This window comes from Rhodococcus sp. WS3, assembly GCF_003797085.1.
GTDB classification, from domain to species: Bacteria; Actinomycetota; Actinomycetes; order Mycobacteriales; family Mycobacteriaceae; genus Rhodococcus_F; species Rhodococcus_F globerula.
In genome coordinates this window covers 1-14313 of sequence record NZ_RKMA01000002.1, presented here as the reverse complement: position 1 = coordinate 14313, position 14313 = coordinate 1, and the positions used below count along the sequence as shown (strand labels likewise).

The following is a 14313-nucleotide window of genomic DNA, read 5'->3' as shown; positions in this document are numbered from 1 at the left end:
AGCTGTTTCCCGACTGTGGTCGGGTCTTTTCTTTCTGCTGACGACGGCGGGTTTTCCCCGTCAGTCGTCGTCGACTTCGGTGTCCACCACGTCGGTGGGCACGTCGGCCTTGTTCATTCTCGCAAATCGCGGATCGGATTCGAGGCTTTCGCTGATGTCGTCGATCAGGTCGACATCAGGCAAAAGCGGTGCCAACTCCGGGAGATCGCTCAGCGAGCTCAATCCGAGCCGTTCGAGGAACAGTTCGGTTGTGGAGTACCGTGTCGCGTTGGTGTCCGGGTCTGGCCCGGCTTCCGCGATCAGTCCGCGGGCGAGGAGTGTGCGTACCACCCCGTCCACGTTGACGCCTCGTACTGCACTGATCCGCGCACGAGTCAACGGTCCACGGTATGCGACTATCGCCAAAGTTTCCAATGCTGCGCGGGTCAGTTTGGTACGTGCGCCGTCCAGCAACAGCCGTTCGACGTAGGGGGCGAATTCTTGCCGCGTGTAGAAACGCCATCCGTCGCCTGCGTATCGCAGGTCTATGCCGCTGCCACGGGCGGTAAGTGCAGCCGACATCAGTTGCAGTCGCTGCTCGACGCGAGCCGGATCGGTACCGGTCACGGAGGCAAGTTGCGCCACCTCCGCCGGTGAATCGACTACGAGCAGCAGCGACTCGAGCACAGCGTCGAGTTGAGTGTCGTCCAGCTCGAAAGCGAGAGCCGAATCACCCTCACCAGAGTCTTCTACCTGCACAGATTCCGTCGCGGCGGGATCGAGACTCATCGGTAGTCCTCCTCGGTGACGGGGGTTGATTCCTCGCCGGTCCAGGTAATGAGCAGTGGCCCGAGCGGCTCGGGTTGGTCAAAGACAATGGTGCGCCGACGGTACAGCTCGAGCAGCGCCAGGAAGCGGGCGACAATCGGGGCGGCGTCGTCGCAGTCCTCGATCAGGTCCGGAAACGGTACCCACTCCCCTGTGCCGCGGGCACGCAGAAGTTCGAGGATGAACTCCGCTTGTTCGGGGATCGAGATATTGGACACATGCAGGTGATCGAGGCTGACTGTGGGAACCGGCCGGGGTGCGAAAACGGCTGCGGCGATCTCGGCGAACTTGTGCGAATCCACTCCGAGCAGCACTTCGGGAAGGAGATCGGCGAACTGGTCCTCGACGGCAACGGAGCGGGGGTATCGCCGCAATGCTGCTTCCTCGAGTTCACCGAACAGCGTCGCAACTTGCTTGTAGGCGCGGTACTGAAGGAGCCTGGCAAAAAGAAGGTCGCGGGCTTCGAGCAGAGCAAGATCCTCGGCGTCCTCGACTTCGCCTGCCGGCAGGAGCCTGGCGGCTTTCAGATCGAGAAGTGTCGCGGCGACAACAAGAAACTCCGTCGTCTGATCGAGCCCCATCGCACTGCCGAGTTGCCGGGTGTACGCGATGAAATCGTCGGTGACGGTGTGCAGCGCTATCTCGGTGACGTCGAGTTGGCGTTGGTTGATCAGGGAAAGCAGCAGATCGAACGGCCCTTCGAAGTTTCGAAGCGTTACGCGGAACTCTGCAACTGCTGGGGATGAATCTTCTTGCGGTGGAATCAGTTTCACTAACGACCAGACCGGTGGATTACTTCGCGGGCCAGCGCCCGATACGCCTCGGCTCCGGCAGATTTGGGTGCCCAGGTGGTGATCGGCTCGCCGGCCACGCTGGTTTCGGGGAAACGCACGGTGCGGTTGATCACGGTGTCGTAGACAACGTCGCCGAACACCTCGACGACGCGCGCCATCACCTCACGGGCGTGGAGTGTGCGCGAGTCGAACATCGTGACGACGATACCGGCCAACTCGAGTTTGGAATTGAGCCGGTCGTGAACCTTTTCGACGGTGTCGTTGAGCAGCGCCAGACCGCGCAGGCTGAAGTACTCGCATTCCATCGGAATGATCACCGAATCAGCGCAGGCCAAGGCATTGACCGTCAGCAGACCGAGCGACGGCTGGCAGTCGATCAGGACGTAGTCGTATCGATCCAGAACCGGATGCAATACGCGACCCAGCGTCTGTTCACGTCCCACTTCGGTAACCAGCTGAATCTCGGCCGCCGACAGATCGATATTGCTCGGGAGCAGATCCAGTCCGTCGATCCGGGTGCGCATCAGTACGTCGTCGATGGACACACGCGGTTCGACGAGCAGGTTGTGAACCGTCAGTTCCAGATCGTGGTGCTGCACACCCAACCCTGCGGACAGTGCGCCCTGCGGGTCCAGATCGACCAACAGCACGCGGCGGCCGTACTCCGCCAACGCCGCCCCCAGATTGATCGTGGACGTCGTCTTGCCGACGCCACCCTTCTGGTTACACATCGCGATGATCATCGCGGGACCGTGGTGCGGCAACGGGGTCGGCATCGGGACTTCTCGTACCGGCCTACCGGTCGGTCCGAGTTCTTCGACTGACGCAGTGTCCGACGAGGTCGGTAGGTCGAATATCGCCTCGGAATCGGCGGCAGGGGCAGGTTCGGTAGAGGGGTCGAGGTACTGGGTTGTGACATACGGCGGCGCTGACTCCGCCGCTGCTCGCTGCGATGTCGACACGGTCCGATGCTCCCCTGTTCTTTCGACGGTTGCTCTCGGCGCCGGCAACCCGTGGAATACCCGGCAATACCGAATTCCGACAGGCCGAATACTCACAAGAGTCGCTCGCGCGCCTTGAACGCTACCGCTTATTTCTCCGATTTCTCACGCAACACGCATTACACGCAGACGGCTAGCGCGCCCGGGGGTGTGCTTGCGCCCACACTTCACGTAGCGCTGTGACGGTGACCAAGGTGTAGATCTGGGTTGTGGTGACCGACGCGTGGCCCAGAAGTTCCTGCACAACACGAACGTCGGCACCGCCGTCCAGTAGGTGTGTGGCAAAGGAATGTCGCAGCGTGTGGGGCGAAACGTCAGCCGTGATTCCTGCGGCAGCCGCCGAGTCCTGAAGGATCTGCCAGGCACTCTGCCGGGACAACCGTCCACCTCGCGCGTTGAGGAACAGGGCAGGCAAGCCCCTGGTAGCCAGTGCGGGCCGGCCACGCACAAGATAAGCGTCGACGGCCTCGATCGCGGGCCGACCGATGGGCACCACGCGTTGCTTTCCGCCCTTGCCGTGGAGCACAACGGATCGAGAGTGGGTGTCGATGTCGTCGACATCGAGGTCGATGGCTTCCGAGATACGAGCTCCGGTGGAGTAAAGCAGTTCCAGGAGTGCGCGATCCCTCAGATCTCGGGGACCGTCTCCGGCTGCGCCACCACCGGACGCTTCCAATAGCGCGATGATCTGGTCGAGCGGAAGCGCTTTGGGGAGTTTGCGTCCGGGGGTCGGCGGTTTGACTGCCCGGGCCACGTCGACCGTTGTGAGTCCTTCAGCGGTCGAGAACTTGTGGAAACCGCGTACAGCGATCAGGGTCCGCGCGGCAGAACTCGGTGCCAACGCGACAATTCCGGCGTCCTTGTCCCCCAGCCGCAAATTCGTCACGAATTCCGTGATGTCGTTTTCAGCAACTCGCGAGACATTGTCGATGCCCCTGGCATTGAGGAATTCGACGTATCGATACAGATCCCGGCGGTACGAGAGAAGAGTATTGCGAGCGGATCCCCGCTCGACCGCTAGGTGGTCCAGAAATGAATCCACCTGTCTGGCAAGCATTTCAGGCCCTGGACTTGCGTTCTCCGAAGGCGGTCGGACGGTCCGGCCACGGAGCGTCGGCTGGTCGCAACTCTGTGCCGACAGCGCGTGCTGCCGCCAGCGCCATGATGCCGGACACCGCGGTGGCGTTCACCAGATCGCCGCGCAAGGCCATGTCGACGGCCTTCGCCAACGGCACCCGCGCAATCTGCAGGTCCGCCTCTTCGTGTTCGGGATCTTCCCGGTCGACGTCGTGCAACCCCTCGGCGAGGAAAACTCGCACAGCTTCGTCGGTGAACCCCGGCGAGAGCGCAACGTCGACAAGCACGGACCAACGATCAGCGCCGAGTCCGGTTTCTTCGCCCAACTCACGCGCGGCCGCGTCCAACGGACTCTCGCCAGGTGCGTCGAGAAGACCGGCCGGGATCTCCCACAACCGATGACCGAGCGGATGCCGGTACTGATGAATCAGAACAAGATTGTCGTCGGCGTCGATCGCCACCACCGCAACAGCGCCGTGGTGTTCGACGACCTCCCGGTCGGCGCGCTGACCTCCTGGCATCACCACGGAGTCCTTACGCAGCGCGATGATCGCGCCGGTGTAGATCGTGGTGGAGTCGAGGGTGTCGAATTCGTGCCGACCGGGGTCGCTCATGTGATTGCTAGACCTTTTCCGAAGATTCGGTGACGGCATCGAGTTCGGTCTCGGTTGCTGCGGTGTCGATGGTCTTCTCGGCGTGAACGTCAACGGGCAGACGCTCTTCGAGCTTGTACTTCAACGCCGCATCGATGAACGCCGAGAACAGCGGGTGCGGACGCGTCGGGCGGCTCTTGAGTTCCGGGTGTGCCTGCGTTGCAACGAAGAACGGGTGCTGCTCGCGCGGGTACTCGACGAACTCGACGAGATGGCCGTCGGGCGACGTACCGCTGAACTTCAAGCCGGACTTGGCAATCCGCTCACGGTAGGTGTTGTTGACCTCGAAGCGGTGACGGTGACGCTCGGACACATTTTCGGTTCCGTAAGCCTGCGCCGCAACCGAACCCTTGGTCAGCACTGCCGGGTACGCACCCAGACGCATCGTGCCACCGAGGTCGGCCTCGCCGGCGATCACGTCTTCCTGATCGGCCATCGTGGAGATGACGGGGTACTTGGTGTCCGGTTCGAATTCAGCCGAGTTGGCGTCCGTCAAACCGACGCTGCGTGCGGCTTCGATGACAACACACTGCAGACCGAGGCAGATACCGAGCAGCGGGAGCTTGCGTGCGCGGGAGTACCGGATCGCGCCGAGTTTGCCTTCGATACCGCGGATGCCGAAGCCGCCGGGGATCAGAATGGCGTCGACGTCGCCGAGTGCGGCCTGAGCACCTGCTTCGGTCTCGCACTCGTCGGAAGCAACCCACGAGATCTCGACCTTGGAACGATTGGCGAAGCCGCCCGCACGCAGAGCCTCTGTCACCGACAGGTACGCGTCCGGCAGGTCGACATACTTGCCGACCAACGCAACTCGGACGGTCTCACGCGGCTGGTGAACCCGATCGAGCAGATCGCCCCATACGGTCCAATCGACGTCACGGAAGGGCAGACCCAACTGACGCACGACGTACGCGTCGAGGCCCTCGCGGTGCAGAACCTTCGGGATGTCGTAAATCGACGGAGCGTCGGGAGTGGAGATGCAGGCGTCGACGTCGACGTCGCACATCAGGGCGATCTTGTTCTTGAGTCCCTGCGGGACGTCACGGTCGCAACGAAGGATGAGCGCGTCGGGCTGAATGCCGATGCTGCGCAACGACGCAACCGAGTGCTGCGTCGGCTTGGTCTTGAGTTCTCCGGACGGGCCGAGGAACGGCACAAGGGAGACGTGCAGGAAGAACACGTTGTCGCGGCCGACGTCGTGGCGGACCTGACGGGCGGCTTCGAGGAACGGCTGCGATTCGATGTCGCCGACAGTTCCACCGATTTCGGTGATGACGACGTCGGGGCGCACGCCCTGCAGATCCGGGCCGCTCATCTCGAGGATGCGTCGCTTGATTTCGTCGGTGATGTGCGGGATGACCTGAACGGTGTCGCCCAGGTACTCGCCGCGTCGCTCCTTGGCGATAACCGTCGAATACACCTGGCCGGTGGTGACATTGGCCTGACCCGAGAGATCGCGATCGAGGAAGCGTTCGTAGTGTCCGACGTCGAGGTCGGTCTCCGCGCCGTCTTCGGTGACAAACACTTCACCGTGCTGGAACGGATTCATGGTGCCCGGATCCACATTGAGATAGGGATCGAGTTTCTGCATGGTCACGCGCATGCCCCGCGCGGTGAGCAACTGTCCCAAACTGGAGGCGGTCAAACCTTTACCGAGCGAAGAAGCAACACCTCCGCTGACGAAGATGTGCTTGGTGGCGGTACGCGTGGTGTTGCGTGACTGTGGCAAAAGGGGCTCCCGTGACGACTGTGCAGGGCTTGGTCTGTTGAAGCAATGCTGGGGCCTGCCGACCCACGGGATTTCACGGTAACACCTATGGGGCCCCGACGCCTACTACGCGCCGAGTTTCGCCCCACGATGTGACCGGGGTATCAACTCGCGGGTGCACCGACGGTGATCGCCGCGGCTCCCGGGCCGGTTCCGTACCGCCCTGCTCCGCCGTTCAACTGCTCTTGCAAAGCCAGCGAGGTAGTGATCTTCCCGGCTTCACGATCAACGTTGTCGATAGTCGTCAGACCCGCTGAGAGCGCCGCATCGGCCCGTACAACCGCAATCGGACCATTGCCATCGGCCGAGCCCGGTCGACCCGCCAGGACCGTTCCTGCGCCGCGTCCGTCCAGCGCACCGGCAAAGCGGGCGATCACGGCGCCGCGATTACCGGAGGCCCCGTCGTCCGATGCGTTGTCGCCCGTGAGGACCACCGCGAGCTGAGCCGGCTTGACGACGCCGTCGTACGTGACGAAACCTGCGCTGCGCAACGTGTCGAGAGCCAGATTCAGCTCGTCCGGCGTGCTCTGCGGCTCACTGGTCGATCCGTTGAGCAAGAGGACTGATCCGAGCAGGTCACCGGCGAGGCTTCCCTGGTCGACCGCTCCCGTCTTGAGAGTGATGCCCGCGGGGATCACGTTGTTCACGACCGTCCGCAGACGGTCACCGCCGCTGGCGTCGGCAAACGAATCCGTCAACGACACGCGACCCGTCACGGCGCCGCCCGATGCCGCGATCAATCGCGTGACACCGTCCAGATCGCTCGGATCAGCGTCGGGTGCGGTCACCAGCACAACGGTCCGACCGGCGAGGGAATCACGTACGACGCGTCCGCCCACTGCCGAGTCGAAACCGTCGGCGGAGTTGAGTTGCTCTTCGAGATGATTGTTCTGTTCGTTAAGATTTTCGATCTCGTTCTGCAGATCAGCCTTGTCGTCGCGCAGGCCGGAGAGCAGCCCACTCGACAACATTCCGGATCCCAGAACAACGCCGATGGCGAGTGCCAAGAAAATAGCCGCAATCGAAATTGCGTGTTGACGCATAGAAATCACTTGAAGAGCCCCTGAACCCACAGCGCAAAGCTGTTCCATGTTGCGATTGCCCAGTCGAGAACTTCACTACCGGCATTGGATACGACCAGCGCGACGATCACCGCGACCAGTGCGGCGAGCACCAGAAGAGCAATAGCTCCCCCGGATACCCGACTGCGATACAGCGTTGCGACGGCTTTGGCGTCGACAAGTTTCGGACCGACCTTGAGTCTGGTCATGAACGCCGACGGATTGCTTTCGCGGCGAGCACGATCGAAGAATTCGTCGAGCGAGACGACGTTACCGACCGTCACGATCAGCGACGCGCCATGATGGTCCGCAAGCAACAAAGCCAGATCCGTCGGTGACCCCGTTGCCGGGAACGTCATCGCTCCGATGCCGAGATCCTGGATACGCGAAAGGCCGGCAGCATGACCGTCCTGGTCTGCAGGCAGAACTACCTCGGCGCCGGACTTCAGAGTGGCGCTGGTGATTTCTTCCGGGTCGCCCACGATGAGATCGGGGCGGTAGCCGGCTTTGCTCAGTACATCGGCGCCCGCACCGACGCCGATCATGATCGGCGAGTACTCCTTGATGAACGGCTTGAGGTTCTTGAGATCCGCCTCGTGATCGGGCCCGTCGGACACCACCACGACATGGCGGTCCTTGAGATTGATGTCGACGTCTGGCACGCCGATACCGTCGATGAGGAGCGGACTCTCGGTTCGGATGAACTCGATTGTGTTGCCGGAGAACGCTTCGAGGTGGTCGACGAGCCCGGTTTTTGCCTCGATCATCCGGTCGGAGATCTCGGCCTCGGACTGTTCCTCACCCTTGAGGAGGCTCTTTGTTCCGTTGAAGACCTCGCCTTCGTGCAGGCGAATCTTGCTGCCGTCCTTGATCGACTTGAATACCTCGCCGTCCGGCGCGTCGATCAGGACGATGCCGTTGGCGACGATCACCTCCGGGCCGAGGTTCGGGTATCTACCGGAGATGGACGGCGATGCGTTGACAACCGCGAGCACTCCGGCTTTCACCAGAGCGTCGGCTGTTCGCCTGTCGATGTCGAGCTCGTCCAGGACGACGATATCCCCGGGACCGACACGGCGTAAAAGCTTGGCCGTATTCCGATCGACCCTGGCGATGCCGCTGATCCCTGGCAACGACGTGGTGTTACGGGAGAGCAATGCGGGCATCTTCATGGCTTCGATGATGAACCCGAACCTGCCGCTATCGGTGGAGGCGCGCCGAACCAACTACCACATCAACCACAACTGCACCACGTATTGTTCAATCTGTGACGCGTGCCGCATTGGCTATTTCCAACAGTTCCTCGGCGTGCGCACGACCCGTTTCAGTATCGTCCAAACCGGCCAACATCCGGGCCAGTTCCACGACTCGATCGCTGTCCGAGAGTGTCCGAACACCACTGCTGACGACGCCGCCCTTGTCGTCGACTTTGTCGACTACGAGATGGGTATCAGCGAATGCCGCCACTTGCGGAAGGTGCGTCACCACAATCACCTGATGTGTCCGAGCAAGTTTGGCCAATCGGCGACCGATCTCGACGGCCGCACGACCACCGACTCCGGCGTCCACTTCGTCGAACACCATCGTCGCGCCCGTGTCGCTACCGGCAAGAACAACTTCCAAGGCGAGCATCACGCGTGAGAGTTCACCGCCCGACGCGCTTTTACTGATCGGCAACGACGGAGCGCCGCTGTGCGCCGACAACCGGAACTCCACCTCGTCTACGCCACCGGAGCCGGCATGCAGTTCCGCTCCCCCGACGTTCAGCGGAGCCGAATCCTGAGGACCGGCAACCTGCTGCCGAACACTGACTTCCAAACCGGCCCGGCCCATCGCCAGTCCGGCCAATTCCGCGCTGACGGCTTTCGACAGTTTTGCTGCCGCCTTCACTCGCGCCGCGCTGAGTTTGGTGGCCGCATCTGCCGTCAGTGCGGCGGATTCCTCGACCTGCTTGCTCAACAATCCGAGAGCATCCGACGATACGTCGAGTTTGGACAGTCGAGTACGAGCAGTGTCGGCCCATTCCAGAACTCCGTCGACGTCAGCGGCATACTTGCGCGTCAGCGTCTTCAGTTCGGATTGACGTGACAGCAGTGTGTTCAGAGCACCCGGATCAGACGGTAATCCAGCGAGGTAGGTATTGAGATCGCCGGCTACATCGGTGACAACCGCGATGGCATCGGCCAGCCGCGCACCCAATCCGTCCAAATCGGAATCGACGACGGACTCGATCCGCGCCCTGGCCTCCGACATCAGATCCAGTGCGGGCGAGACTCCGACATCAGCACTGGCCATGTCGTCACTACCGGCGAGCGCTGCATGTGCTTCCTCGGCTGCCGAGCGCAACGAATCCAGATCACTGAGGCGCCGAACCTCTGCCACGATGGTGGCGTCCTCGCCCGGTTCCGGTGCAACACCGTCGATTTCGTTGAGTGCGAAGGTCAGCTGATCCGCTTCCTGCGCCAGTTCGCGGGCCTTCGACGTGCGTTCGATCAGTTCCGAACGAGCGTCAAGCCATTCACGGCGATGCTTCCGGTAGCGCGTCAGGAGCGTTCCGATTGTCTTGTCGCCGAAGCGATCCAGAGCATTACGCTGCTGGTCGGGACGAAGCAGGCGGAGCTGATCGTTCTGGCCGTGCACGGTCAACAACGGGTCGGTGAACTCCGAGAGCACACCGGCCGGAACGCTGCGACCACCGAGATGAGCTCGCGATCGTCCGTCGCTACCGACGGTACGGACCGCGATGATGCTGCCGTCCTCGTCACGCTCGGCACCGGAGGACTCGAGAATCCGCGCGATCTCTCGTTCCGACGCCGGCGACAAGTCCGTGACGAACCTGCCCTCGACAACTGCGCGGGAGGCGCCCAAGCGCACCCGCCCGGCATCGGCTCGCGCACCACTGAGCAAGTGCAGGCTGGTGACAACCATCGTCTTACCCGCACCGGTCTCACCGGTCAGGACGGTCAATCCCTCGTGGAATTGCGCTGACGCCTCGGAGATCACACCCAGGCTGTCGATTCGGATCTCTGCGAGCACGTTTTAAGGCTTCCTTCCCCGCCACCCGGTCACCGGCAATTCAAACTTTCGCACCATCCGATCGGCAAACGGCGCCGAATCCAGTCGTACCCACTTGACCGGAGTCGCACCCCGAACAATCTCGACGCGTCCACCCGCAGGCAGTTCCAGCGTGCGGCGACCGTCGCAGAACACCAACCCGTCGTGACTGCCGGCAACGGTCTCCACCGCAATCAGAGACTCCGGACTGGTGACGAGTGGACGCGCGAACAGTGCGTGAGCGTTGCTCGGAACCACAAGTAGCGCTTCGAGTTCCGGCCACACCACCGGACCACCGGCAGAAAACGCATAGGCCGTCGACCCCGTCGGCGTGGACACCAGCACACCGTCGCAGCCGAATGCCGACACCGGCCGCCCGTCAACTTCGAGAACCACTTCGAGAACACCCAGACGCGAGCGGTTTTCGATACTCGCCTCGTTGAGAGCCCACCCGCGATCGATTATCTCGTCATCGACGCGAATCACAACGTCCAACGTCATCCGGTGTTCCACGCGGTATTCCTTGCGGACTACCTGCGCGAGAGCCTCTTCGAGATGCTCGGCCTCGGTCTCCGCCAGGAACCCGATGCGTCCGAGGTTGATTCCGAGAACCGGAATCGACGCTTCCTGAGCTAACTCAGCGGCACGGAGAAAGGTGCCGTCGCCGCCGAGAACCAGAACCATCTCGCAGCCGACTGCCGCTTCGGGACCTGGGTGAACAACTGTCACATCAAGATCCGGCGCCGAGAATCCCTCAGGCGCAGTCATTGCCTCGATACGCGAGCTGTCAGCTTCGTCGACCAGCACCCGCAGGCCAATGCCCGCGCTCTCGAAGATCTTTCCGACGCGTCTGGCAGTTTCGGCGATATCACGGCGACCCGGGTGTGCCACCAGGAGAATCTCGCGTGACTCACCCCCGGCAGTTGCATTCACTGCGGACCTTCCTCTACAGCTCTGCGGATAAGATCCTCGACCGACGGCGCATCGTCAGCCTGCTCCTGCGGCTCGGTTTCCTTCTTGAGCCACAGGAAGTACTCGACGTTTCCGGACGGGCCGGGCAGCGGACTCGCAACAACACCGGCGGTACGCAGGCCCACCTTGGCGGCAGCTTCGGACACTTCGAGGACAGCGGAAATCCGAAGCTCAGGGTCACGAACAACCCCACCTGCCCCGACTCGATCCTTGCCGACCTCGAACTGCGGCTTCACCATCGGAACAAGATCGGCGCCGTCTGCGGTGCACGCGACAAATGCCGGGAGCACAAGCTTGAGAGAGATGAACGAGAGGTCGGCAACAACCATGTCGACGGCCCCACCGATGGTTTCGGCGTCGATGGCGCGGACATTGGTGCGGTCGATGACGTGAACCCGCTCGTCCGACTGCAGTCGCCACACCAATTGGCCGTATCCGACGTCGACAGCAACCACTTCTTTGGCACCGCGGGTCAACAGAACGTCGGTAAATCCACCGGTCGAGGCACCGGCGTCCAGGCAGCGACGCCCCTCGACGCTCAGCCCTGATTCGCCGAAAGTGTCAAGAGCGCCAATCAGTTTGTGTGCTCCGCGGGAGGCCCAAGAGACTTCCTGCTCGACCTCGACCACGCGCAGCGGTGTTCCGGCTTCGATGGCCGTTGCTGGTTTGGTGGCAACGGCGCCCGAGATGAGGACCCGGCCGGCCGAGATCAACTCTTGTGCGTGATCGCGTGAACGTGCCAATCCACGACGAACGAGTTCAGCGTCGACGCGTGCTCTACGTGCCATGTCAGACCCTGTCCACAGACGCCAGTGCTTGGACCAGCACCTCGTGTGCTTGTTCCAGTAATTGCGCCTTGTGTGGAATCACGCCTGCTCCGTGCTGATCGTTCGGATCCTGATCGAGTTGCCCGAGACTCACGAGCAAAGCGTCGACGTCGGACCGAATACGCTCCGGGTCAACACCTCGCGACGGCCCAGGCACACCGGTGCCGGGGCTCGTGTTTTTGTTGTTCGATATCGGGGTGCTCATCGCGCACAACGCTAGTGCATGACCATTGGTTGCGCACACATCCCCACCCCGCGAGTCGAACACTCTTGCGAGAATTTACGCCAACCACGAATCTACGACGCGTTGCACATCGGCGTTCGATGCCTCGACGTTTTCGAATGCCGGATGTTCCCATGCCACGGGAGCGAGTGCGCGCAGCAGCGACGTCTCGTCCCCCACCATGGGTCCGTCCACGACCAGTGCCGTCCCGGACGCGGAGATGGTCCACTTCGAGTCGGTGCCGACCTTCGACAATGCGGCAGGCTGGTTCAGTGCGTCCAGGGTTGCAGCAATGTAGGTGGGGTGCTGTTCGAGCGGAGCGCGCAGAACATCAGCGGGCGTGCTGACACCGGTCAGAACAAGCAGTGAATCAATCGAAACAGCATGCGCGCCTTCAATATCCGTATCGAGGCGATCGCCGACGACCAACGGTTTGGTGCAACCGCTGCGGAGCAATGCATCGTTCATGAGCGGGGCCGCGGGCTTGCCGGCCACCAATGGTTCTACCTTGGTCGCTGCGCGCAGAGCCGCGACCATCGAACCGTTTCCGAGCACCAAACCACGCTCGGAAGGCAGCGTGGTGTCGAGATTGGCCGCCACCCACAGTGCGCCTGCGCGAATTGCGAGGCAGGCCTCGGCGAGGATCGACCAATCGGTTGCGGTCGAATGCCCCTGTACGACGGCAACTGGAGATTCGGCGAACTCACGAACCGGACGCAGTCCGACCCGCGTCACCTCGTCGGCAAGCGCTTCGGTGCCGACAACAAGGACCGCAGACCCGGGAGCGACCCGCTCGGCAAGCAAACGGGCAGCCGTCTGTGAACTTGTCACAACCCGGTCGTCGACAGAATCGAAGCCGAGTTCGGTCAGATGCGCAGACACATCCGACGGTGACCGGCTTGCATTGTTCGTCACGTAGTAGAGCGCTTGCGATCCCTGGCCCAGAGCACTCTGGGTACCAGGAATCGCGTGAGCGCCCGCGTAAAGCGTCCCGTCGAGATCGAGCAGAAGTACGTCGTACTGGCTGCGAAGAACCGTCACAGATCTTCTCCGGACAGCTCCGCCACCCGCTCTTCTGCATCCGTATCGCCCTCGAGATCCGCTGCTGCAGCATTGAGGAACCACTTCAGACCGTCTTCGACGCGGCCGGCCGCAACAAGTGCGTCGGCGTAGGCGTAGAACAGCCTGGCCGCAGACGCACCGGTGCGCTTTGCATCAAGATCGGCAGTCTGCAAGGTGACAACGGCCTGATCGAACTGGCCGAGATCCATCCGGGCGCCTGCTACGACCATCCGAAGCTCCGACGCTTCATCACCCGACAGCAGTTTGGCTTCGTCACTACGACCGAGTTCGATCGCCCGCTCGGGGCGACCCAATCCGCGTTCGCAGTCAGCCATCACTGCAATAAGTCCAGGACCGCCGGCCATACGACGAGCTGCACGCAGCTCGGACAATGCTTCAGCCCATTCACCGGCGTGATACGCAGTGATTCCGGCAGCTTCACGAACAACCGCGATTCGGCCGGCGCGCTGACGGGCAGCACGGGCATGGAGCAGGGCAAGTTCCGGATCTTCGTCGACCAACTTGCCGGCCATGACGAGGTGACGCGCAACTGTGTTGGCGTTGTCCTTGTCCAAGCTCAGCAGATCACGACGAACAGCCGGATCAAGTTCGGTCGGTTCTACGTTGTCTGGTAGATCGGGTTCGTCAGGGCGTGCTGCCTGACGCTGATTGCGGTCACCGTCGCGTCCACGAGGGGTAAATCCACCCTCGCCGCCACGACGCGATCCGCCGCTTCTGTCTCCTCCGCCGCTGCGGCGGTCGCCGCCACCGCTGCTTCGGGGACCACGCCCGTCGTTGTCACGACGGGGGCCACCTGAACGAGGCGCTCCTCCCCCACGGAAGGACCGACGCTCGTCGCCATTCTCCGACACAGTCTTTCCTTTCATACAACGCACGAAAGGGGACCCAGTATGTTGGGTCCCCTTTCGGTTAACGGGTGTTCGGCGGTGTCCTACTCTCCCACACCCTGTCGAGTGCAGTACCATCGGCGCTGAAGGGCTTAGCTTCCGGGTT

14 protein-coding genes are annotated in these 14313 nt (G+C 62.3%); all 14 read right to left on the bottom strand.

Annotation, left to right across the window (positions count from 1 at the left end; genetic code table 11):
• Positions 1–60 precede the first annotated feature (60 nt).
• On the bottom strand, positions 61–768 hold the full coding sequence (scpB, locus tag EEB13_RS14240; RefSeq protein ID WP_116103431.1) for an SMC-Scp complex subunit ScpB: 708 nt from the start codon (positions 766–768) through the stop codon (positions 61–63).
• Positions 765–1580, bottom strand: a complete 816-nt coding sequence (locus EEB13_RS14235) for a segregation and condensation protein A (RefSeq protein WP_141485619.1) — start codon at positions 1578–1580, stop codon at positions 765–767. The genes scpB and EEB13_RS14235 overlap by 4 nt, the downstream gene beginning before the upstream one ends.
• Complete coding sequence (locus tag EEB13_RS14230; protein WP_373557473.1) at positions 1580–2458, bottom strand: ParA family protein; 879 nt, start codon at positions 2456–2458, stop codon at positions 1580–1582. Before EEB13_RS14230 ends, EEB13_RS14235 begins: the two co-directional genes overlap by 1 nt.
• Before the next feature lie 277 nt (positions 2459–2735).
• The gene (gene xerD / locus EEB13_RS14225; RefSeq protein ID WP_092807649.1) at positions 2736–3659 is read right to left on the bottom strand and encodes a site-specific tyrosine recombinase XerD; all 924 of its coding nucleotides are present in this window, start codon (positions 3657–3659) and stop codon (positions 2736–2738) included.
• Between the two features lies 1 nt (position 3660).
• Complete coding sequence (locus tag EEB13_RS14220) at positions 3661–4293, bottom strand: NUDIX domain-containing protein (RefSeq protein ID WP_045067870.1); 633 nt, start codon at positions 4291–4293, stop codon at positions 3661–3663.
• A 7-nt stretch (positions 4294–4300) separates the two neighbouring features.
• Entirely contained in the window at positions 4301–6061 is a 1761-nt protein-coding gene (locus tag EEB13_RS14215; RefSeq protein WP_095886394.1) for a CTP synthase, read from the bottom strand.
• 143 nt (positions 6062–6204) lie between these two features.
• Positions 6205–7152, bottom strand: coding sequence for a copper transporter (locus EEB13_RS14210; RefSeq protein ID WP_033231885.1), 948 nt, complete (start codon positions 7150–7152; stop codon positions 6205–6207).
• Positions 7149–8333: a putative cytokinetic ring protein SteA gene (steA, locus tag EEB13_RS14205; RefSeq protein ID WP_033232172.1), complete on the bottom strand. Its 1185-nt coding sequence runs from the start codon at positions 8331–8333 to the stop codon at positions 7149–7151. Before steA ends, EEB13_RS14210 begins: the two co-directional genes overlap by 4 nt.
• A gap of 88 nt (positions 8334–8421) precedes the next feature.
• The gene (recN, locus tag EEB13_RS14200) at positions 8422–10197 is read right to left on the bottom strand and encodes a DNA repair protein RecN (RefSeq protein ID WP_116103436.1); all 1776 of its coding nucleotides are present in this window, start codon (positions 10195–10197) and stop codon (positions 8422–8424) included.
• Positions 10198–10200: 3 nt separating this feature from the next.
• Complete coding sequence (locus EEB13_RS14195; RefSeq protein WP_033231883.1) at positions 10201–11148, bottom strand: NAD kinase; 948 nt, start codon at positions 11146–11148, stop codon at positions 10201–10203.
• A complete protein-coding gene (locus EEB13_RS14190) occupies positions 11145–11975 on the bottom strand; it encodes a TlyA family RNA methyltransferase (RefSeq protein WP_141485618.1) in 831 nt (276 codons plus the stop codon). The genes EEB13_RS14195 and EEB13_RS14190 overlap by 4 nt, the downstream gene beginning before the upstream one ends.
• 1 nt (position 11976) lies before the next feature.
• Positions 11977–12219 carry a hypothetical protein gene (locus tag EEB13_RS14185; protein ID WP_033231881.1) on the bottom strand — a complete coding sequence of 81 codons (243 nt, stop codon included), beginning with the start codon at positions 12217–12219 and terminating at the stop codon, positions 11977–11979.
• A 75-nt stretch (positions 12220–12294) separates the two neighbouring features.
• Positions 12295–13278 (bottom strand): HAD-IIA family hydrolase, encoded by a 984-nt coding sequence (locus EEB13_RS14180; protein WP_045067875.1) that lies wholly within the window; start codon positions 13276–13278, stop codon positions 12295–12297.
• Positions 13275–14171 (bottom strand): hypothetical protein, encoded by an 897-nt coding sequence (locus EEB13_RS14175; RefSeq protein ID WP_230590016.1) that lies wholly within the window; start codon positions 14169–14171, stop codon positions 13275–13277. The genes EEB13_RS14180 and EEB13_RS14175 overlap by 4 nt, the downstream gene beginning before the upstream one ends.
• Positions 14172–14313 lie beyond the last annotated feature (142 nt).

Coding starts and splice junctions, on each gene's coding strand:
- scpB (WP_116103431.1), bottom strand. CDS start 768: ATGAGTCTCGATCCCGCCGCGACGGAATCTGTGCAGGTAGAAGACTCT.
- xerD (WP_092807649.1), bottom strand. CDS start 3,659: ATGCTTGCCAGACAGGTGGATTCATTTCTGGACCACCTAGCGGTCGAG.
- EEB13_RS14220 (WP_045067870.1), bottom strand. CDS start 4,293: ATGAGCGACCCCGGTCGGCACGAATTCGACACCCTCGACTCCACCACG.
- steA (WP_033232172.1), bottom strand. CDS start 8,333: ATGAAGATGCCCGCATTGCTCTCCCGTAACACCACGTCGTTGCCAGGG.
- EEB13_RS14190 (WP_141485618.1), bottom strand. CDS start 11,975: ATGGCACGTAGAGCACGCGTCGACGCTGAACTCGTTCGTCGTGGATTG.
- EEB13_RS14185 (WP_033231881.1), bottom strand. CDS start 12,219: ATGAGCACCCCGATATCGAACAACAAAAACACGAGCCCCGGCACCGGT.